This window comes from Sphingobium sp. PAMC28499 (assembly GCF_004795815.1).
Classification (GTDB): domain Bacteria; phylum Pseudomonadota; class Alphaproteobacteria; order Sphingomonadales; family Sphingomonadaceae; genus Sphingobium; species Sphingobium yanoikuyae.
In genome coordinates, this window is sequence record NZ_CP039248.1 from 2007711 (window position 1) to 2028779 (window position 21069).

18 protein-coding genes are annotated in these 21069 nt (G+C 67.3%); 8 read left to right on the forward strand and 10 right to left on the reverse strand.

Going from position 1 to position 21069, the window contains the following annotated elements:
• Positions 1 to 12 precede the first annotated feature (12 nt).
• Together E5554_RS09745 and E5554_RS09750 are read left to right on the forward strand one after the other, a co-directional pair.
• Positions 13 to 564 (forward strand): rhodanese-like domain-containing protein, encoded by a 552-nt coding sequence (locus E5554_RS09745; protein WP_136186657.1) that lies wholly within the window; start codon positions 13 to 15, stop codon positions 562 to 564.
• 88 nt (positions 565 to 652) lie between these two features.
• Positions 653 to 1096, forward strand: a complete 444-nt coding sequence (locus E5554_RS09750; protein ID WP_017501382.1) for a pseudoazurin — start codon at positions 653 to 655, stop codon at positions 1094 to 1096.
• Between the two features lie 63 nt (positions 1097 to 1159).
• On the opposite strand, the gene E5554_RS09755 is transcribed toward E5554_RS09750, so the two are convergent.
• The 4 genes from E5554_RS09755 to E5554_RS09770 are packed head-to-tail and all read right to left on the reverse strand — an operon-like array spanning position 1160 to position 5962.
• Positions 1160 to 3664: an FtsX-like permease family protein gene (locus tag E5554_RS09755; protein WP_136186658.1), complete on the reverse strand. Its 2505-nt coding sequence runs from the start codon at positions 3662 to 3664 to the stop codon at positions 1160 to 1162.
• 24 nt (positions 3665 to 3688) lie between these two features.
• Entirely contained in the window at positions 3689 to 4381 is a 693-nt protein-coding gene (locus tag E5554_RS09760) for an ABC transporter ATP-binding protein (protein ID WP_004208064.1), read from the reverse strand.
• A gap of 11 nt (positions 4382 to 4392) precedes the next feature.
• Complete coding sequence (locus tag E5554_RS09765; protein WP_136186659.1) at positions 4393 to 5709, reverse strand: efflux RND transporter periplasmic adaptor subunit; 1317 nt, start codon at positions 5707 to 5709, stop codon at positions 4393 to 4395.
• A gap of 52 nt (positions 5710 to 5761) precedes the next feature.
• Entirely contained in the window at positions 5762 to 5962 is a 201-nt protein-coding gene (locus E5554_RS09770; protein ID WP_004208062.1) for a hypothetical protein, read from the reverse strand.
• A 183-nt stretch (positions 5963 to 6145) separates the two neighbouring features.
• Here E5554_RS09770 and E5554_RS09775 point away from each other — a divergent pair, with 183 nt between their 5' ends.
• Together E5554_RS09775 and E5554_RS09780 are read left to right on the forward strand one after the other, a co-directional pair.
• Entirely contained in the window at positions 6146 to 7555 is a 1410-nt protein-coding gene (locus E5554_RS09775; RefSeq protein WP_202600499.1) for a sigma-54 dependent transcriptional regulator, read from the forward strand.
• Complete coding sequence (locus E5554_RS09780) at positions 7545 to 8885, forward strand: HAMP domain-containing sensor histidine kinase (protein WP_048937703.1); 1341 nt, start codon at positions 7545 to 7547, stop codon at positions 8883 to 8885. The genes E5554_RS09775 and E5554_RS09780 overlap by 11 nt, the downstream gene beginning before the upstream one ends.
• A gap of 18 nt (positions 8886 to 8903) precedes the next feature.
• Here the strand turns inward: E5554_RS09780 and E5554_RS09785 are convergent, their stop codons facing one another.
• Positions 8904 to 9950: an NADP(H)-dependent aldo-keto reductase gene (locus tag E5554_RS09785; protein ID WP_010335553.1), complete on the reverse strand. Its 1047-nt coding sequence runs from the start codon at positions 9948 to 9950 to the stop codon at positions 8904 to 8906.
• A 201-nt stretch (positions 9951 to 10151) separates the two neighbouring features.
• On the opposite strand from E5554_RS09785, the gene E5554_RS09790 reads away from it, so the two are divergent.
• Together E5554_RS09790 and E5554_RS09795 are read left to right on the forward strand one after the other, a co-directional pair.
• Complete coding sequence (locus tag E5554_RS09790; protein WP_004208058.1) at positions 10152 to 10802, forward strand: DedA family protein; 651 nt, start codon at positions 10152 to 10154, stop codon at positions 10800 to 10802.
• A 117-nt stretch (positions 10803 to 10919) separates the two neighbouring features.
• The gene (locus tag E5554_RS09795; RefSeq protein ID WP_136186660.1) at positions 10920 to 11573 is read left to right on the forward strand and encodes a YjbE family putative metal transport protein; all 654 of its coding nucleotides are present in this window, start codon (positions 10920 to 10922) and stop codon (positions 11571 to 11573) included.
• A 21-nt stretch (positions 11574 to 11594) separates the two neighbouring features.
• On the opposite strand, the gene E5554_RS09800 is transcribed toward E5554_RS09795, so the two are convergent.
• Genes E5554_RS09800 through E5554_RS09815 form a run of 4 tightly spaced genes read right to left on the reverse strand, consistent with a single transcriptional unit; the run spans position 11595 to position 16545 of the window.
• Positions 11595 to 12638 (reverse strand): AbrB family transcriptional regulator, encoded by a 1044-nt coding sequence (locus E5554_RS09800; protein ID WP_017501375.1) that lies wholly within the window; start codon positions 12636 to 12638, stop codon positions 11595 to 11597.
• 4 nt (positions 12639 to 12642) lie between these two features.
• On the reverse strand, positions 12643 to 13944 hold the full coding sequence (locus E5554_RS09805; RefSeq protein WP_097384243.1) for a CitMHS family transporter: 1302 nt from the start codon (positions 13942 to 13944) through the stop codon (positions 12643 to 12645).
• Between the two features lie 34 nt (positions 13945 to 13978).
• Positions 13979 to 15469, reverse strand: a complete 1491-nt coding sequence (locus tag E5554_RS09810; protein WP_037512768.1) for a porin — start codon at positions 15467 to 15469, stop codon at positions 13979 to 13981.
• 2 nt (positions 15470 to 15471) lie between these two features.
• Positions 15472 to 16545, reverse strand: a complete 1074-nt coding sequence (locus tag E5554_RS09815) for an ABC transporter substrate-binding protein (protein ID WP_136186661.1) — start codon at positions 16543 to 16545, stop codon at positions 15472 to 15474.
• Between the two features lie 106 nt (positions 16546 to 16651).
• Here E5554_RS09815 and E5554_RS09820 point away from each other — a divergent pair, with 106 nt between their 5' ends.
• Positions 16652 to 17305: a response regulator transcription factor gene (locus E5554_RS09820; RefSeq protein ID WP_004208051.1), complete on the forward strand. Its 654-nt coding sequence runs from the start codon at positions 16652 to 16654 to the stop codon at positions 17303 to 17305.
• Entirely contained in the window at positions 17295 to 18707 is a 1413-nt protein-coding gene (locus tag E5554_RS09825; RefSeq protein ID WP_097384241.1) for a sensor histidine kinase, read from the forward strand. The genes E5554_RS09820 and E5554_RS09825 overlap by 11 nt, the downstream gene beginning before the upstream one ends.
• A gap of 94 nt (positions 18708 to 18801) precedes the next feature.
• Here E5554_RS09825 and E5554_RS09830 read toward each other — a convergent pair whose 3' ends face one another.
• Complete coding sequence (locus tag E5554_RS09830) at positions 18802 to 20838, reverse strand: tetratricopeptide repeat-containing sulfotransferase family protein (protein ID WP_136186662.1); 2037 nt, start codon at positions 20836 to 20838, stop codon at positions 18802 to 18804.
• Between the last annotated feature and the right edge of the window lie 231 nt (positions 20839 to 21069).

The following is a 21069-nucleotide window of genomic DNA, read 5'->3' on the forward strand; positions in this document are numbered from 1 at the left end:
GAAGGGATGGGGATGCGGGCGAGGATCGGGCTGATGGCGGTGCTGCTGCTGGTGCCTGGCGTGACGCAGGCGCGGGCGCAGGAGGCTGGCCTGTTCGACGCAGAGGGGTATCGCATTGCCCATTATCGTGGGCCGGTGCATCGCTCGCCCGAGGGGGTAGGCAGGATCGCGCCGGCCGCGATCGCCGGGCTGCGGCCGGATGTCGACATGATCCTGATTGACGTGCTGCCGGCCGAGGGCGGCCATCGCGCGGCGGACGGACGCTGGCAACTGGCGCAGCCGCATGAGAGCATTCCCGGTGCCCACTGGTTTCCCGAAAGCGGGCGGGGCGCGCCGATGCCGGATATCGCCGACTGGTTCGCGCGCGGCGTCGCGCGGCTGACCGGGGGAAAGCGGGACCGGATGATCGTCACCTTCTGCCGGGCGGATTGCTGGATGGGCTGGAATGCGGCGCGACGGCTGCGGGCGATGGGCTATCGCAACATCTGGTGGCTGGCCGAGGGGACCGACGGCTGGCGCGATCTGGGCCGCGACCTGAGGCCCGTCCAACCCGCGCGCCGATAGGACCAAAGGTCAATTGTCCGGCGCCCGATTTGCGGCATGTTGCACGCTAACGGGGTAGTTCAAACCATTGATTTTCGGGAGAGAGTAAATGCTTCATCGTTCGGCGCTGGCGATCATCGGCGGCCTGGCCATGGCCAGTGCGATGCCGGCCGCGGCCAAGGACATCACCGTCCATATGAAGAACAAGGGCGCCGATGGCGCGATGGTGTTCGAACCGTCCTTCGTGAAGGCGGCGCCGGGCGACGTGATCCATTTCCAGCCGACCGATCCCAGCCATAATGCCGAGACCATTTCCACCATGTTGCCGGCCGGCGCGACCCCGATGAAAGGGGCGATGAACAAGGAGGCGGTGCTGACCGTCAGCAAGCCGGGCCTCTATGGCATCAAATGCATGCCCCATTATTCGATGGGCATGGTGGCGCTGGTGCAGGTGGGCAAGCCGACAGCGGCCGATGTGACGGCGGCCAAGGCGGTCAAGCTGCCGCCCTTCGCCGCCAAGCGGATGAATGCGGCGCTGGCCCAGGTGAAATAAGCGCGGGCCAGTCCCGCGAACAGGCAGGCCGGTCATCCACCAGGATGGCCGGCCTGTTTTCTGTCATTCGTAGCGCAGCGCGTGGATCGGGTTGGTGCGCGCGACGCGGAAGCTGTGCGCGCCGATCGTGAGGATCGCGATCAGCAGCGCCAGCCCGCCTGCCAGCAGGAAGGGCAGGGGCGTCAGCGCGATGCGGGAGTCAAAGCCGTTGAGCCAGTCGCGCATCACCCACCAGGCGACCGGCCAGGCGATGAGGTTGGCGATCAGCACCGGGCGGGTGAACTGCCAGACCAGCAGCTGCACGATCTTGCCCGTGCTGGCGCCCAGCACCTTGCGGATGCCGATTTCCTTGGTCCGGCGCTGCGCGGTGAAGGCGGACAGGCCGAACAGGCCAAGGCAGCCGACGATCACCGCCAGCAGGGCGAAGGCGGCGAAGGCCTGGGCCCGTGCTTCTTCGGCATGATAGACTTCGCGCACGATGTCGTCGCTGAAGCGGGCGCTGAAGGGCACTTCGGGAGCGAGCCGCTTCCACACGCTTTCGATCCGCGCCAGCACCGTCGCCGGATTGCCATGATAGCGGATCAGCATTTCGTTATGATTGTCCCGATCGAAGAGGAAGAAGATCGGGTCCATCGGGTCGCGGATCGAGCGGAAGCGCGAATCCTGGACGACGCCGATGATGGTGATGGGCACGCTGCCGCCAAATTCGTCGCGCACCAGGCCGCCGCGCACCTGCTTGCCGATCGCGTCCTGCGGTGAGGCAAAGCCCAGCCGCTTGACCGCCAGTTCGTTGACCACGGTATTGGCGCCGCGCGCGGCAAAGGCCCGCTCGGCCTCCGGAACCTCCGGGAAGGGACGGGTGATGTCGTCGATCGGCCGGTTGATGTCGAAGCTCCGCCCGGCGAGCAGCTTGATGCCCATCGTGTCGAAGAATTTGGTGTCGACCTGATAGATGCCCATGCTGATCGGCTCTTCACGGCCGGGCACGAGGATGCCGCTATTGGTGTTGTTGGTGGTGCTGATGCCGATATTGGTGCGGCCGACCGAGGTCACGCCGTCGACCTTCTCGATTTCCCGCACCATCGTGTCGAGCACCGGATCGAGCTGGCGGCGGCTGATGCCCGAAATCTGGATCAGCCCCTCGCGCTTGTAGCCGGGATCGGAATTGCGGGCGTAGAGGGTCTGGGCATAGACCACCGCCGTGCAGATGATGAGGCCGATCGACACCGCGAACTGGGCGACGACCAGCGCACTGCGCAACCGGCCCGATCCTTCCGCATCGGCCGCCGACTTGTTGGCCTTGAGCACGCGGGCAGGCTGGAAGCGGGACAGGTAGAAGGCGGGATAGGCGCCGCCGGCCACGCCGACCAGCAGCACCAGGCCGATGATCGGCAGGATGAGGCCGCCGCTGCCGAAATAATGGAGACTGAGGTCCGCGTCGAGGAAGCGGCTGACCAGCGGCAGCAGCAATTCGGTCAGCGCCAGCGCGACCAGCATCGCCACCGCCGAGACCAGGATGGATTCGCCGATGAATTGCAGCACCAACTGGCGGCGATTGGCGCCCAGTACCTTGCGCAGGGCAACCTCCCGCGCGCGCTGGCTGGCGCGGGCGGTGGCGAGATTGACGAAATTGACGCAGGCCATGCCCAGGATGAGCAGGGCGACGATGGCAAAGGTGATGATCGAGCCGCGATCATTGCCCGGCGTCATCGACCCGTTCTGAGCCCGGCCGAGATGGACGTCGCGGACATTGACGAGGGCGAAGTTCATGTCGTCGCCCTGGTTGAAGCGACGGCCGCCGAAAAACTGGTCGGGGATGTTGCGCTTTTCCCATTGCGGCAGCTGCGCATTGATCGCCTTGACGTCGGCGCCGGGCTTCAGCCGGACATAGATCCAGCCCGATTGCCAGCCATATTGGCTGAGGAAATCGGGCGTCTGCGCCCAGTAGCTGGGCGGATCATAGCGGGCGAGCATGGTGAGTTTGAGGTGCGAGGCCTTGGGCAGATCCTTGAGCACGCCATTGACGCGATAGTCGGTCGAGATGCCGCGCGAGATGAGCGTCAGCGTCTGGCCCATCGGGTCTTCGCTGCCGAAACGGCGCTTCGCCTCGCTGTCGGTCAGCACCATGTCGCCGGGCTTTGCGAGCGCGGTACGCGGATCGCCCTTCACCAGCGGCAGGTCGAGCACATCGAACACCGGGCCGTCGACGAATTTCATGTCGTCGACTTCGGTCGCGACGCCGTTGCGCAGCACGACCGGCCCGGCCGACAGCAGATGGACGGCCGCCGCGATCTGGGGGAAATCCTTCCGCAGCGCCGCCTGCGCGACATAGGGCGCCATCTGGAGATTGTTTTCGCGGCCGCCATGCGGATCGGTATAATAGGTCTGGAACTGGAAGGTCCGGTCCGCCTGCGGCATCCAGGCGTCGAAGGTCAGTTCATTGCGGACGAACAGCAGGATGATGAGGCAGGCCGCCATGCCGGTCGCCAGCCCCAATATGTTGATCGCCGCATAGGTGCGGCTCTTGAGCAGTGACCGCAGGCCGACCGTCAGATAATTGCGCCACATGGGAAGTCTCTCCGTCTTGGGCTATCAGGCGGCGCGGCGCCGTTCCTGCAGGATGCGGCCGTCCAGCATGTGGACGACGCGGCTGGCATAATCGGCATGGGCGGGCGAATGGGTGACCATGACGATGGTCGATCCTTCGGCGTTGAGCGTCTGGAGCATCTTCATCACTTCCTCGCCATGGCTGGTGTCGAGGTTGCCGGTCGGTTCGTCGGCCAGGATCAGGCGGGGTTCGGACACCAGCGCGCGGGCGACGGCAACGCGCTGCTGCTGGCCGCCCGACAGCTGGCTGGGCCGGTGGCGGGCGCGATGGGCGATGCCGACCCGGTCCATCACCGCCTCGACCTTCGCCTTGCGCTCGGCGGCGGGCATGGCGTGATAGAGCAAAGCCAGCTCGATATTCTCGGCCACGCTCAGCTCGTCGATCAGGTTGAAGCTCTGGAAGATGAAGCCCAGATGCGTCTTGCGGATGCCCGCCAGCCTGGGCTCGGGCAGGCCCGCAATCTCGGTGTCGCCAAAGCGGTAGGAGCCGCTCGACGGGCTGTCGAGCATGCCGATCATGTTCAGCAGGGTCGACTTGCCGCAGCCCGACGGGCCCATGATCGCGACAAATTCGCCCTGGAAGATGTCGAGGTCGATCGCGTCGAGCGCGGTGGTTTCGACCATGTCGGTGCGATAGACGCGGCTGAGTTCACGCAGGCTGAGCAACGCTTGGGTCATGTCTTTGCCTTTCACTTCTTCTCGAGGACCAGCCGATCCTTGTCGGCAAACCCGGTATAGGGGGATGTGAGCACCTGCTCGCCGGGCTCCAGCCCGTCGAGAATCTCGATATAGTCGGCGTTGCGCCGGCCGAGGCGCACGGCGCGCTTCACCGCCTCGCCGCCGTCGGGCGTCACCACGAACACCCAGCTGCCGCCGGTGTCATTGTAGAAGCTGCCATTGGGGATCAGGCGCGCGCGCACCGGATCGCCCAGGGTCAGCTTGGCCTGGAGCGTCTGGCCGCGCTGGATCTGGGGCGGTTCGCCGTCGAGGAATTGCAGGTCGATCTCGAACTGGCCGTTGCGCACGGTCGGATAGATTTTCGCGACCTTCATCCGGTAGCTCTTGCCGTTCCAGTCGACCATCGCGGTCTGGCCGAGCTGGACGCGGGGCAAATAGAATTCGTCGATCCCGGCGACCAGCTTGTTGCGGCCGGGGCTGTCGATCTGGCCCAGTCGCTCGCCGCGCGCCATCGACTGGCCGACCTGGATCGAGAAGGCGGAGACGGTGCCGGCGACCGGCGCGCGCAGGTTGAGCGCCTCCAGGCTGGCGCGGGCGACGCCGAGGCTGGACTGGAGGGTTTCGGCCGAGGCGCGCAACTGGGCGAGCTGGCTGGTCTGGAGCCGCTCGTCGGTCTGCTGGGTATGGGCGAGGACGGCCCGCCGGTCGCGCTGATAGGCAAGGTCGTCGCGCGTGTCGGCAAAGGTCCGGCCGGCGACGAAACCGCGCGCGGCCAGCGGCGCTTCCCGCTCATATTGGCGCTGCGCCTTCTTGAGGTCGAGATCGGCCTCCAGCATGGCGCGGTTGTTGGTGAGCCGGTTCTGCGACAGCGCCAGTTCCTGGCTGCGCATGGAATTGAGCTGCTGCGTCACTTCGGTCTGGCGGGCGAGGACCGACAGTTGCAGTTCGGCGTTGGACAGGCGGGCGAGCAGCTGGCCCTTCTGGACGGTGGCGCCATCCTCGACCAGCACCTCTTCGACCCGGCCGCCCTCGATCGCGTCGAGATAGACGGTGATGAGCGGAGTGACGCGGGCGCGCAGCGGCAGGAAATCGTCGAACCGGCCCTGGCTGACGGTGGAGACGACGATGCGGTCGGCCGGCAGGGTCTGGCTGTTGCTGCTGGGCATATAATACCAGGCGGTGCCGATCAGCGCGATCGCGCCGGCGGCACCCAGTGCGACCTTGGCGCGCAGCGGCAGGGTCTTGCGCGCCACCACTCGGTCCATCGCGCCGCCGCTGGTAGGCGCGGCGGCCCGCGGCGTTTCGCTCGGCATGCTGACGACGCTCATGCGCGGTCGCTCCACTGTCCGATTCCGAACATTGCTTGTCCGATAGCGAACATCAGGCGAGGAAGGGCTTGCAGCCGGTGCCGGCGCGGGCGGGACAGCGGAGATGCCCGGCCTCGGCCGCCATCTGGCGCGGCGCTTCGCAGCCGAATGGCCGGGAAGCGGCCTGCGGCGCGGCCATCACCAGCAGGGTGGCGGCGATGCCGAGCAGGATCGAAAGCGGTTTTGACAGCGAGGAGCCGGGCCGGCGATACATTGTCAGTCTCCATCTGGACTTGGGGCACATGCCCTTTGCCCGATGCTTCGCAAGCGGCGTGCCAGTTGCCTTGTTGCGGGCATGTGCGGGACGGGATCCGGGCCGTGACGGGTCTGGCACGGATATTGATTGCACGGTTCCGGACAGGCGCTGTACGGGAGCGAACGGATGACAGAGGGGCGGATGACACAGGAGAAGCCATTCGAGCTGTGCGTCGTCATCGATGATGATGACGACATATTGCTGGCCGCGCGCCTGTTGCTGCGCGCGATCTTTGGCGAAGTGCTGACCTTTCGCGACCCGGAATCCGCCTTTGCCGCGACCGCCGGCCTGACCCCCGAAGCAATCCTGCTCGACGCCAATTTCTCGCGCGGGGCGACCAATGCGGCGGAAGGGTTCGAATGGCTGGGCCGTTTCCTGGCGCGCGATCCGCAGGCGGTGATCGTGATGATTACCGCCCATGCCGGGGTGCAGGTCGCGATCGAGGCGATGAAGCGCGGGGCCACCGATTTCGTGACCAAGCCCTGGTCGAACGAGCGGCTGCTGGCGACGGTGCGCACGGCCGCAGCGCTGCGCGCATCGCGCAAGGCGGTGGCGCAGAAGGACAAGGTAGCGATGATCGCGGCGGCGCCGGCCGGGGAGACGCCGCTGCTTGGCACGTCGCCGGCGATGGCGCGGGTGCAGCAACTGATCGACCGTGCCGCGCCGACCGACGCCAATGTGCTGATCCTGGGCGAGAATGGCACGGGCAAGGAACTGGTCGCGCGCGAACTGCATCGCCGATCACGCCGGGCCGAGCGGATCATGCTGCCGGTCGACCTGGGCGCGGTGGCCGAAAGCGTGATCGATTCCGAATTGTTCGGGCATGTGAAGGGCGCCTTCACCGATGCGCGGGCCGACCGGATCGGGCGGTTGCAGGCGGCCGATGGCGGCACCTTGTTCCTGGACGAGATCGGCAATCTGCCGCTGCACCTGCAGCCCAAGCTGCTGACCGCGCTGGAGCAGCGCAAGGTGACGCCGGTGGGCGCCAACAAGCCGGTGCCGGTGGACATCAGGGTGATCGCCGCGACCAACCTGAGCGCCGGGCAGATCGCGGACGAGGGGCGGTTCCGCCAGGATCTGCTGTTCCGCCTGAATACGGTCGAGATAGTGCTGCCGCCGCTGCGCGAGCGGCGCGAGGATATTCCCGCGCTGGTCGCCCATTATCATGCGCTCTATGCCCGTAAATATGCCCGGCCGGTCCATCCGATCGCGCCCGAGCTGATGGCGGCGCTGGTCGCCTATGACTGGCCCGGCAATGTCCGCGCGCTGCGCCATGCGATTGAGCGCGCGGTGATCCTGGCCGGGGACGCGCCCTTTGGCATCGAGGATATCCCGCTGCGCAGCCATGGCAGTCCGGAGCCGGTCCGGATCGACCGGGCCGCCGTGGTGGAGGCGCCGCCACCACCCGACGACATGAATCTGGAACGGGTCGAGCGCCGGCTGGTCGAGACCGCGTTGATGAAGCATGGCTATAATATCTCCAGCGCCGCCGCCGAACTGGGCCTGACCCGCGCCTCCCTCTATCGCCGCATGGAAAAACATGGGCTTTGATCGACGCTTCTCGATCGGCCTGGCGCTGCGGCTCATCATGGCGATGGCGTGCCTGGCGGCGCTTGCCTGGGCGTTGATGACGCCGGACCTGGGCGCCGTGCGCATCCTGTGCGCGATCGGCGCGGCGGTCAGTGCGATGGCGCTATGGCATCATGTGCGCCGCGCCAATTTCGAACTGGCCCGCTTCGTCGAGGCGATCGAGTTCGGCGACCTGCAGGCGCGCTTTGCCCGGCCGGGGTCGGACAGCGGCTTCGACCAGCTGGGCGCAGCGCTCGATCGCGGCATCCGCAAGCTGCGCGACGACCGGGTCCGCTTGCAGGAGGCATCGCGCTTCTATGAGGCGCTGGCCGATGATGCGCCCGCCGCGCTGCTGACGATCGCGCCCGATGGCCGGATCGAACCGGTGAACAAGGCGGCGCGCAAGCTGTTCAACCGCCATGCCGGGGTGCGGCCGGACGATTATGCCCCCTATGGCGGCCATTTCGCCGCGACGCTGACCGCGCTGGAGCCGGGGCGCAGCCAGACCATGTTGATCGAGACCGATATCGGGCCGCAGCGCGTGCTGATCCGCTGCGCCAGCCTGACCCGGCTGGGCGGGGCGACGCGGGTGATTGCGGTGCAGGTGATCCAGCAGGCTTTGAACGCGGTCGAGGTGGCGGCGCAGAGCGACCTTATCCGCGTGCTGACGCATGAGATCATGAATTCGATGACGCCGGTGACATCGCTCGCCCGCACCGCGTCGGACCTGATGGCGCAGGCGGACGATGGCGGCGATCCGCTGATCGCCGATGCCCGTGCCGCCGTCGATACGCTGGCCCGGCGCGCCGACGGGGTGATGCATTTCGTCGAAACCTATCGCACCATCACCCGCCCGCCGCTGGTCGATCGTCGGTTGTTCGCGGCGCGGCCCTTTGCCGATGAACTGGCCAAGCTGTTTGCGGCCGATGCCGATCGCGCGAGCGTGCATCTGGATGTGCGGGTCAGCCCGGCCGACCATCGCATCGATGCCGATCCCGACCTGTTGGCGCAGGTGGTCATCAACCTGCTGCGCAATGCGGCGGATGCGGCCGAATGCCATCGCGACCGGCCGGAAGTGTCGCTGAGCATCGCCGCGATCAGCGCCGGGCGCACCCGGATCGAGGTGGCGGACAATGGCCCCGGCGTGCCCGAGGCGCTGCGCCACGACATCTTCCTGCCCTTCTTCACCACCAAGAAGACCGGCAGCGGGATCGGCCTGAGCCTTGGCCGGCAGGTGCTGCTGGCGCATGACGGCACGATCGAGATCGACAGCGCGCCGTCGGGCGGCGCGCTGTTCCGGCTGACGCTGTAGCGCGGCGGCCGGCCCCGGTCAGGGGCAGGGGTCGGGCAGGTCGCGATGCACCGCCTCGATCGCGGCGATGGCGTCGGCGCTGAGCGTCAGGTTGACGCTGTCGATGTCGGCCCTGAGCTGGTCCAGCGAGGTCGCGCCGATGATCGTCGCAGTGACGAACGGGCGGCTGTTGACATAGGCGAGCGCGAGCTGGGCGGGATCAAGGCCATGGGCATGGGCGATCGCGACATAGCGGGCGGCGGCCGGTGCCTGGCCGGGCAGATCGTAGCGGACGAACTGGCGCGCGACGTCGCGGCGGGTGCCGGGCGCGATCACCCCGCCCAGATATTTGCCGGTCAGATTGCCGCCGGCGAGCGGCGAATAGGCGAGCAGGCCGACATCTTCACGCAGGGCAAATTCGGACAGGCCGATTTCGAACACGCGGTTGAGCAGATTATAGGCGTTCTGGATCGACGCGATACGGGGCAGGCCCTGGTCCCGCGCCAGGCGCAGATACTCGCTGACGCCCCAGGGCGTTTCGTTCGACACGCCGACATGGCGGATCTTGCCCGCCTTCACCAGATCGGCAAGGGCATCGAGCGTTTCCTCGATCGGCACGGTGTCGGGCCGGTCGGCCAGGGCGGACAGGCCGCGCACGCCGAAGGAGGGGACGGGCCGGTCGGGCCAGTGGACCTGGTAGAGATCGATATAGTCGGTCTGCAACCGGCGCAGGCTGTCGTCGATTGCCTGTTCGATGTTCCGGCGATCCAGCCGGTCCGCGGTGCGGATGCCGCGCGAGGGATCGCGGGCGGGGCCGGCCACCTTGGTCGCCAGGATGATGTCGTCGCGCTTCTTTCGCCCGGCGATCCAGCTGCCGATATAGGCTTCGGTCAGGCCCTGGGTCTCGCGGCTGACCGGGGTGACCGGATACATTTCGGCGGTGTCGATGAAATTGACGCCCTGGCCGATCGCATAATCGAGCTGGGCGTGCGCTTCGGCTTCGCTGTTCTGCGATCCCCAGGTCATGGTGCCAAGGCAGATCAGGCTGACCCAGAGGTCGGTGCGACCGAGCGTGCGATATTCCATATGTCATGGCCCTTTCGTGGCAAGCGACTGGTTTCTAGCCGTTTGTCAGGAAATGCAAAGCCATGGCGGGATCGGTTGAGAAACTATCATTGACAGCATCCGTCCGGCCGCAGACAGGAAACAGCTCGTCCATCGGTTAACCAAAGGCTCATCGGATCGCCCTAGGTTGCGACTCCTTCCCTGTTGGTGCGTTGATCGAGCATGTCTGACCTGTCTGATCTCATCCTGGACATGATTACCCGCTATGGCTGGTGGAGCGGGCCGATCATCGGCGTGCTGGCCTTTTTCGAATCGCTGGTGGTGATCGGGCTGTTCGTGCCGGCGATCGCCACCATGATCGCGGTCGGCGGGCTGATCGGGGCGGGGCTGGTCGATCCGGCGCCGGTGTTCGCCTGCGCCGTGTTCGGCGCGATCCTGGGCGACTGGGTATCCTATACGCTGGGGCGGTCGGTCGGGCCGGCCATCTATCGCCATCGCTGGCTGCGCGGGCACCGGCTGGCCTTTGCGCGGGCGCGGCTCTTCTTTCGCCGCTATGGCTTCATCTCGGTGCTGCTCGGCCGCTTCCTGGGGCCGGTCCGTTCGACCGTGCCGGTGGTCGCGGGCGTGGTGAAGATGCCGCATGGCCCGTTCCAGATCGCCAATATCCTGTCCGCCCTGTTGTGGGTGCCGGCGCTGCTGCTGCCCGGCTATCTGGCCGGCGGCCGGCTGACCCATTTCGATTTCGAGGCGGAGCATTTCGCCATGATGGCGCTGGGCCTGTGCCTGGTGCCGCTGCTGCTGGGGTGGCTGGCGATCCGTTTCTTCAACAAGCCGCGCCAGCGGCATCGCACCATGTCCGCACAGCGCGGCTGAAAGGTTGATGACAGGCTGCTTCGCTAATCGGCGGCGGCCCAATTCACACCCAATAGGCTGTTCGCTGCGGCGGTGATGTTCTTCACGTCGTTGCCTTGCGGGACGGCGAGAGGATTTATGAACGACATCTGGACTCACATAGTCGCCGATTTTTCCAATCTCGGCTCTCCATCCGCGCTGGCCGCCTTTGGCCAGGTGGTGCTGATCGACATCATGCTGGCGGCGGACAATGCGATCGTCGTCGGCGCGCTGGCGGCCGGCCTGCCGCCTGCATCGCGGCGCAAGGTGATCGCGATCGGCGTGATCGCCGCGCTGTTGCTGCGCATCGCCTTTGCCCTGCTGGTGACGCAGCTGATGCAGCTTGTCGGCCTGGTCTTTGCCGGCGGCCTGTTGCTGGTCTGGGTCGGCTGGAAGATGTGGCGCGAGCTGCGCGCACATGGCGAACCGGAAGATGCCGAGGATATTGCCGGCAAGGCAGCGCCCAAGGGCTTTGCCCAGGCCGCCTGGGCGGTCGCGATCGCCGACGTCAGCATGAGCCTGGACAATGTGCTGGCGGTCGCCGGCGCGGCGCGGGAGCATCCCGGCATCCTGGTGATCGGCCTTGTCCTGTCGGTGGCGCTGATGGGCGTGGCGGCGAACCTGCTGGCCCGCGTGATCGAACGCTATCGCGCGATCGCCTATTTCGGCCTGATCGTGATCCTCTATGTCGCCGGCAAGATGATCTATGAAGGCGCGATCGACCCGGCCACGGGCCTCATCACCTTGTTCTGATAAAGAGAATGGCGGGGCCGGTCAGTCGGCCCCGTTCTTCCTTCCCATGGAGGCAAAGCCGAGCGGCGCGCCGATCAGCACCAGGATGACGCGGGTCAGATGGTGGATGACGACGACGCCCGGCTCCAGCGCCAGGCTGAGCGCGACCATGCTCATTTCGGCGAGACCGCCCGGCGAATAAGCGAGCGTCAGCAGCACCGGATCGACCCCTGCGAGCGTGCCGATCCCCGCCGCCCAGGCAAAGGTGACAGCCAGCAGGATCGCCGTCGACCCCGCCGCCAGCGCCAGGATGCGCAGCAATTCCTTCAACGTCAGGCCAACGAAGCGGCAGCCCATGGTGGCGCCAAGGCCGACCTGTGCCGCGGCCAGTGCCCAGCCGGGAATGCGGAAATCGGCGAGGCCGCTCATATGCACGGCGGCGCTGACCGCCAGCGGCCCGACCAGATGCCAGGCGGGCAGGCGCAGCAGCCGGCCGATCAGCAGGCCCAGAAGCGCGCAGCCCAGCCCCCAGAAGAGCAGCGACCAGCTGGCGACATCGCCGGTCACCGGGGTGATGGCGCTGGCCGCGACCGGCGCATGGTCGAGCCGGATCAGGAAGGGCAGGATGAAGACGACGAGGAAGATGCGCGCGCCATGGATCAGGCCGATGGCGCGCTCGTCGGCGCCGCGCTCCGCCCCCATCACCACCATCTCGGCAATGCCGCCGGGCATGCCGGCGAAATAGGCGGTGGCCGGATCGAACTTCGCGACCTTGCGGAAATAGGTGACGCACAGCAGGGCGGCGGTGGCGAGGAAGAAGGGCAGGGCGGCGAGCGGGATGATCCAGTCGCGCGCCTGCGGCAACAGGTGTGGGCCAAAGCTGCTGCCCAGCACCACGCCGATCACCGCCGCCATCGGGCGGCGGGTGGCGGCGGAGGCCTGAATCGGCAAACCGGCGACGCTGGCGACCGCGCAGGCCGCCATCGATCCGAGCACCCAGGGCAGTGGCGCATGGATCGACCAGAAAAGCGCGCCGCCGGCCGCCCCGACGGCAAGCGCCGCCAGGAAGCGGAGAAGTGTGTCCACCCCCCTAGGCGACAAAGGGGAAAGCCAGGGCGATCATGCCGACCAGGGTCATGACGATGCCGACCGCGGCGGCGGGCAACAGGGTGAAGCGCTGATGATCGGCCAGGTCCACGCCCGCCAGGCTGACCAGCAGATAGGTGGAGGGGACCAGCGGGCTGAGCAGATGGACCGGCTGGCCCATCAGCGAGGCGCGGGCGATCGCCATCGGTTCGACGCCATAATGAGCGCCGGCTTCGGCGAGGATCGGCAGCATGCCGAAATAGAAGGCATCGTTGGAGATGAAGAAGGTGAAGGGCATGGAGAGCAGGGCGGTGATCGGCGCCATATAGGGGCCGAGCGCGGGCGGGATGACGCCGACGACTTCCTTGCTCATCGCCTCCACCATGCCGGTACCGCCCAGGATGCCGGTGAAGATGCCGGCGGCGAAGATCAGCGACACGACCGACAGGACATTGCCGGCATGGGCGGCGATCCGTTCCTTCTGCTGGGCGACGCCGGGATAGTTGACGATCATGGCGATGGCGAAGGCGATCATCATCAGCACCGAGAGCGGCAGCACGCCCCACACCAGCAGGACGAGCAGCGCCACCACCAGCAGGCCGTTGAACCAGCGCAGATGCGGCCGGCGCGCTTCGGGATATTGCGAGACGCCCAGATCCGACGGGGCGACCGACTGGCGCGCCTGCACCTTGCCCAGGCGCCGGCGTTCCTTGATGCCGAACCAGAAGGCGAGGCCGAGCAGGAAGGCGAGGCCGGCGATCATGCCGGGGATGAGCGGCAGGAACAGGGTGGCCGGGTCCAGCTTCAGCGCGCTCGCGGCGCGGGCGGTCGGCCCGCCCCACGGGGTCAGGTTCATGATCCCGCTCGTCACCATCAGCAGGCAGACGAGGTAGAGCCGGTTCATGTCGAACCTTTTGTAGAGGGGGAGCAGCGCAGCGATGGTGATGATGTAGGTGGTCGACCCGTCGCCGTCGAGGCTGACGACCGAGCAGAGCACCACCGTGCCCAGCAGGATCAGCAGCGGATCGCCATGCACGATCTTCACCAGCCGGGCGACCAGCGGGTCGAACAGGCCGGTGTCGGTCATGGTCGAGAAGAAGAGGATGGCGAACAGCAGCATGACGCCGGTCGGCGCCAGATTCTTGATGCCGTCGATCATCATGTCGCCAAGGCCGGCGGCCTGACCGGCGATCACGCCGAACAGCGAGGGGATGACGATCAGCGCGACCAGCGGCGTCATCCGCTTGGTCATGATCAGCGTCATGAAGGTGGCGACCATCAGGAAGCCGAGCAGGGCAAGATTCATCGCTGCGTCCTTGAGGGGGCTGGAGGAAGGAGGATCAGAAGGTCACGCCGACACGGGCGCTGACGGTCTGGCCGTCATCGCCGCCCGTGTAGGTGCCGGCGCGGTTGTTGGTGTGCCACTGGATGCCGTTGAGCTGGATCCGGGTGAAGCTGTTGAGATACCAGTTGACGCCCAGCGTCGCGGCCCAGCCGTCGCCGCCCAGCACCAGGTCGGTATAATCGAGATTTTCGTAGCGGGCGGTCAGCTCGATCGCGCCGAGGCCGCCGTCCAGTACGGGATCGAGCACATTGGGCTGGCCGAAGCTGCCGAGGCGCGGGTTGTAGGGCGGCAGTTCGCCGGTCAGGAACAGGCCGCTCGACAGGCTCCAGGCCTTGCTTTCGAAGCTGGGGCGTCCGCCGTCGAGCCGTGCGATGCGGCGGCCGGCCTCACCCATCACCCACAGGCCGCCGACATAGCCGCCCAGTTCCGCGCCATAGCCGGTGGTCGAGCGGCCGCCGAGCAGTTCGCCGGTGGTGACGCGGACCGCGCCGTTGAAGCGGCCGCCGATGACGGTGCTGCGGGTCAGCGTGGTCGCGGCGGACGACAGGGCTTCGTCGAAGAACCAGCCGCCGACATGGAGCAGAGAGCGATCGGTCCTGATCGGGTTCCAGTGCGCACGGCCGCTGAAGGTGCGGCTGTCATTGGTGGCCTGTTCGCCATCGACGCGGTCGCCGGTCACGCTGAGCGAGGCATGCCAGTTGGGGCCGAACATGCGGCCCATGATGCCGATGCCGTAGAAGCCGCGCTGCGGGATGATGGCGGTCGACACCACGCCCCGTTCCAGGAAGGGGGTGGAGTCCGAACCGGTACTGCCTTCGAAGGCGCGGTCGTTGAACAGGTGCCCCGCGCGCACGTCATAATCGACCTTGCTGCTGATCTTGTTGCGATAGCCCAGGAAGGCGGTGACGATGTCGACCTCATTCTCCGAAAAATCGCTTTCGAACTGGTAGAAGAAATGTGGGCCGACGCCGCCTTCCAGACCCAGGCGCAGCGCGCGCATGCCGGTCGTCGTCGTGTTGCGGCCGCCATATTTCGACCCCATGGTCGAGCTGACGTCGACCAGGATGCGGCCGCGCGGCTTGTAGGTGAAGACGCCGTCGGCCGAGCGGAAGACGGGCAGGCCCGCGCCCCATTCGGTGGTGACGCCGGACGGATTGGCGGCGACCGCGCGGGCCTGGGCCACGTCGATATCGGCCGGGCCGGGCGGCACGATCTGCGGCGCGAAAGGGGCGATGACCAGCGGCTGGGCCGTGTCCTGCTGTGCCATTTGCGGCGCGGGCTGCGCAGCGGCGGGGGGCGTCGCGGCCTGAGCGGCGGCCTGCTGCCCCTCGATCTTGTCGAGCCGGGCCTTGAGCGCGGCGATCTCGGCCGCCTGGGCCTTCACCAGTGCGGCCAGGTCATCGGCGCTGGGCGCCTGGGCGAGGGCGGGCGTGGCGACGATCAGTGCCAGCGCGGCGCAACCGCCGCGCAACATCAGATGGGACATGCTTATCGGGCTCCGGAAATAAGGGCCGCCTGCCATTCGCGCAGGAAGCGCTGGCGCGTGAGGCGGTCGAGATTGACGAGAAGCTGCGGGCCGACGCGGATCGAGCGAGCCTGGGCAGCGGGCAGGCGGCGGCCGTTGATGTCGGTCCGCACCGGCCAGAGGCTATGTTGCGCGAGCAGCGATTGCCCTTCGCGTGAGAGGAGGAAGTCGAGGAACAGCTTGGCGGCGGCAGGGTGCCGCGCCTCGCGCGCGATGAAGGCGATGCGCGACATCACGATGGTATAATCTTCGGGAAAGACGACGCCGATGCGCGGGTCGCGGCGGGCGCGTTCCTGCGCGTAGGAGCCGATCACATTATAGGCGATCGAGAATTTGCCTTCGGCCACGCCGCGCAGCATCGGTTCGGTGGTGATGTGCAGTTGCGGCCGGGTCGCGGCCATCGCCTCCACCAGCGAACCGGTGTCGCGGGTGATGGCATAATCCTGCGTCAGATAGAGATAGCCGGTGTTCGAGCGGGCAGGATCGAAGGTCGCGACCTTGCCGGTCAGGGGCTTGCGATCCTTGCGCAGCATCGCCTCCAGCGCGGCGTGGCTGCGCGGCGGATTGGGAATCGCCTTCTTGTTGTAGGCATAGGCGATCGGCTCTGCGGTGACGCCAAAGCCCATATTCTTCCACACCGCGTTGGCGGGCAGGGCGGGCTTTTCGGGGCTGGCATAGGCCTGGGCAAAGCCGTCATTGATGAGCTTGACCTGCTGGTCCATCGCCGACGACCAGACCAGGTCGGCCGACATCCGGCCGCTGCGCGCCTCGGTCGAGAAGCGGCGGAACATCTCGTTCGATCCGAGGTCGGAATAGCTGACGGTGACGCCGGGATAGCGGCGCTGGAACGCCAGGATGACCGGTGCCATTTCCGACGTGTCGGCATTGGCATAGACGATGACCTGGCGTTCGGCACGGGCATCGCCGATCAGATCGTCATAGGAACGCGGATAGCCGGTTGGCCTTTGCGCTACCGCTGTCGCGCTGGTGACGGACAGGCTTGCCAGCGCCGCCACTATCTGAATAACCCTTCGCATCGACCCTGCTCCTCACATGTTCCGTTCTTCTGTCGGATTGGGAGAGGCAGTTACGAAGCCAAGCTGTCATCAACCTTTCAGCATCGGGTGCCCTATTCGGATTTTGATGATCGAGGATGACGCCGCACTGGCGCGCAGCATTGCAGCCCTACTGCGGGCGGGCGGCCATGCGGTGGACCATGTCGCGACCGGCGAGGATGCGCTGGCGGTGGTGGGCGGCGAACCCTATGCGCTGGTGATACTGGATGTGGGCCTGCCCGATATCGACGGCTTCACCGTATTGGCGGAATTGCGCCGGCGCGGCGAGAAAGTGCCGGTGCTGATGCTGACCGCGCGCGATGCGCTGGACGATCGGGTGCGGGGGCTGGACCTGGGGGCCGACGATTATCTGCGCAAGCCCTTCGAGCCGCAGGAACTGGAGGCGCGGGTGCGGGCGTTGGGGCGGCGGCGGGGCGGCGATCCGACCCCGGAAATCACGGTCGGGCCGCTGACCATCAATCGATCGACCGGGGCCGCCGATGTCGCCGGACGGGCGCTGGACCTGCGCCGGCGCGAACTGGCGGTGCTCGAGTCGCTGGCGACCAGGGCCGGGCAGGTGGTGCCGCGCGAATTGCTGATCGGCGAGGTGTTCGGCTTTGACGAGCCGGTCGGCAGCAATGCGATCGAGGTGCATGTGACCCGGCTGCGCGGCAAGCTGGCGCCCGACGGGCCGGGCATCCGCACGGTGCGCGGCGTGGGCTATATGCTCGATGCCCAATGAGGGACGGCCATCGGGCGAGGGGCGGGCCATTGCCCTGCGCACCCGCCTGCTGGCGGCGATGCTGGGGCCGATGCTGGGCGCGGCGGCGATCATCGGCGTGGGCGGCGCGACGCTGATTTCCGATGTGGTCCGCCGAACCAACGACCGGGTGCTGGGCGGCGCGCTGGGCGCGATCGCCGAAACCGTTCAGGTGGAACGGGGCGAGGTGACGCTGGACCTGCCGCCCGCCGCCTTCGGCATGCTGGAAAATAGCGAGCGGGACAATGTCTATTACCGGATCGCGGTGGGCGGCACTTTGCTGACCGGCTATGCCGATCTGCCCGCGCCCGACCCGCGGACCATGCCGGTCGACCAGCCGCGATTCCGCTTTGCCCGGTATCGCGGGCAGGACATCCGCATCGGCGAGGTGAAGCGCAGCCTGCCGCGGATCGCCGACCCGGTGATCGTGCAGGTGGCCGAGACGCTGGATAACCGGCGGGCGCTGATGCACCGGCTGATGATCGCGCTGCTGATCGGCGAACTGACGCTGGTGGGGGTGGCGATCCTGCTGCTGCGGCCGGCGCTGGGCTGGAGCCTGCGGCCGTTGCTGCGGCTGCGGCGCGCGGTCGAGGTGCGCGATGGCGGCGCGCGGCCGGATTTCTCGGCGCTGGATGCGGGGCCGCTGCCGAGCGAATTGCGGCCATTGGCGCGGGCGTTCAACCGGCTGCTGCGCCAGTTGGACCAGGCCACGGGGGGCGTGCGCCGCTTCACCGCCGATGCCTCGCACCAGATGCGCACGCCCATTTCGGTCCTGAAGGTGCAGATCGAGCTGGCGCGCCGGGGATCGCGCGAGGCGTTCGACGAGATTGCCGATGCGGCGCAGCGGCTGGAGCGGCTGGTGACGCAGTTGCTGGCGCTGGCGCGGGCCGAGGAAGCCGGGGCATCGCCGCCGCTGGAGACGGTGGACCTGAAAGAGGTCAGCGCGGTGGTGGTCAACCGGCTGATCAACCAGGCGATCCAGGCGCAGGTCGAACTCAATCTGGAAGCGTCGGACGCGGAAAGCTATCGCGTCGAGGCGCATCGCACGCTGGTGTTCGAGATATTGGCTAATCTGGTCGATAATGGCATCCGCTATAACCGGCCCGGCGGCACGGTGACGATCGCGCTGGCGCAGGGCGAGGACGCGACCCTGATGACGGTCAGCGACGACGGCCCCGGCATTGCGGTGGAGCATCGCGACAAGGTGTTCGAACGCTTCTTCCGCGTGGGCGGCGCCAGCGCGCCGGAGGGGACGGGGCTGGGCCTTGCCATCGTCCAGTCCGCCGCGTCGCGCATGGGCGCGCAGGTGGAGATTGTCGAGGGTGGCGCGGGCACGCATATTCGCGTGCGCTTTCCGCGACGGGGGGAGGATGGCGCGGTTTAGCGCGCGCCTGCTCACTGGCGCGTAGGCCGCCGCTTCGCGGTGCACCCACCCCCGGCCTCTCCCTTGGAAGGGAGGGGCGTAAAGGCGCGCATGATCAGCGCGGCGGCAGGTCGGGATAGCTTTGCGCGATCGGCCCGAGCGCGTCGGCCAGCGGGGCCAGCCAGGATTCGAAGCGTCGCCAATGATCGACGCCGCCGGTGTAGATGGGCTGGCGCACCTGTTCGGAACTGGCGGTGCGCACCGCCCGATCGGTCTGCCAGAAGGACAGGCAGGCGGTCTCGAAATCGAGGCCGAGATAGGCGAGCAGCCGGTCGACCTCGCCGGGCGTGTCGGCGACCATCTGTTCGTAGATGACGCGGTGGACCCGGCCCGGCGCAGCCGCGTCATAGGCGGCCATCAGCGCGACATAGTCGCGATAATAAAGGCCGATGTCGGTGAGGTCATAGGTGAAGGCCTGGCCGCGCGCAAAATGCTGTTTCCAGCCGGAAAAGCAGCAGCCCATCGGATGGCGGCGCGCGTCGATGATGCTGGCATTGGGCAGGATCAGCTTGATGAGGCCGACATGCTGCCAGTTGTTGGGCATCTTGTCGATGAAGCGCGGCTTGCCGCTCTGGCGGTGGACGCGGGTCTGTTCGACATATTCCTCGCCCAGCCGTCGGCGATCGGCCGGGGTGAGCGATGCCGCCATGGCTGCGAAATCGGCAAATTCGCCTTCATCCACCCGCGATTGCAGGCGGCTGGCGATCATCATCATCTCGGGCAGTTCCATCGTGCCTTCGACCCGGCTGTGGCTGGCGAGGATCTGTTCGACCAATGTCGATCCGGCGCGCGGCAGGCCGACGATGAAGATCGGGTCGGGCGCGGGGCAGCCGCCATCGCCCATGGCGGCGATGAAGGGCGCGCTGAAGGTCGTGGCGGTGGCCGCGACTTCGGCGGAAAATTCGCCGGCATCATGGCGGATCATCGCGCGGCGCAGCCGGTTGCCGGCGTCATAATGGCGGAAGGCCGCTTCGTCCGCCTTGCGATCCTCCTGCGCCTTGCCGAGCGAGAAATGGAGGTGGAAGACATCCTCGCCCTCCGTCTGGCCATCGCGGGCCAGGGTTTCGAGCGCGCGCTCCATCGTGGCGATGTCGGCGGCGTCCAGCTTCACGGTCTTGAGGTTGGCGAGGCTCCACCAGGCTTCGCCCATGGTCGGGCGATGATGGACCGCCTGGCGATAGGCATGGACCGCGTCGGCCTGTCGGCCCAGCGTCTTGAGCGCATGGCCCAGATTCTGCCAGACCTGCGGCTGGTCGGCGCGGTCGGCCAGCAACCGCTCATAGATGGCGCGTGCCGCGTCCTGATCGCCCAGCCGCACCAGCACCGATGCGCGGATCAGGTCATAGCCCGGATTATGGATCGGCGAGCGGGCGAGGATTTCGGCATGGGCCAGCGCTTCGCTCAGGCGGTTGTTCTGCAACAGCAGGCGGATGAGGAAATCGCGGGCGAGGTCGAAGCCGGGTGCCAGCGCGACGGCGCGCTCGACATGAGCGAGGGCGGCATTCATGTCGCCGCGCCGCCATTGCACCTCACCCATGAGGCGGATGCCGGCGGGATCGTCGGGCAGGCGATCGGCGCGCGCCGTGAGAAGCGCGGCCGCATCGTCCAGTCGCCCCTCGTTCATCGCCATTGCCGCTGCCAGCAGGTCGCGATCGCGCGAGGCGGCATGGACGCCCGACAGGTCGGCGCGCCAGGCATCGCTGTCCCGCCCACTCGCGCGGAGCAGCCCGGCCAGCAGGAACCAGCCGCCGGGCACGCCGGGTTGCTGGCGGGTCAGGCTTTCGAGCGCGGCGATCGCCTGGCGCTGGTCGCCGGCTTCCCGCGCGGCCTGGGCCAGTTCCCACAATATCGCGGGCACGCTGGGATGCTGGCGGGCGAGGGGAGCGAGCCGGGCCAGTGCGGCCTTGGGCTTGCCGAGGCGGCGCAGCGCCTGGCCGATCAGCAGTTCGGCGGGGGGCAGGCGCCCGGCCCGGCGCAGGATCGCCTCGGCCTGCGCCAAGGCCGCATCGGGGCGGGCGTCGAGCAGGGCGGCGGCGTCTGCCAGCGCCGTCTGGATGCTGTCGGTTGCCGGTACGGCGGACGCGTTCCCCATAGCCCCTCATACTTGTGCGACTGCTCAAAATCTTATGTCGGCTGCAGGCAGGCGTCGAGTCAGCTTGTCGTAAAAGTTTCAAAAAGTCGCCGAACAGCCGCTTGACAGGGCGTGTCTGATCGGCAGTATCGAATTTAGGACAGTTGTTCTGATTGCTGCAAAAGCGAACTGTCCGGGGATTATGGAACAGATAAACAGCGTGGCCAGCGTCTGGCGGCGATCCTGAAAGAG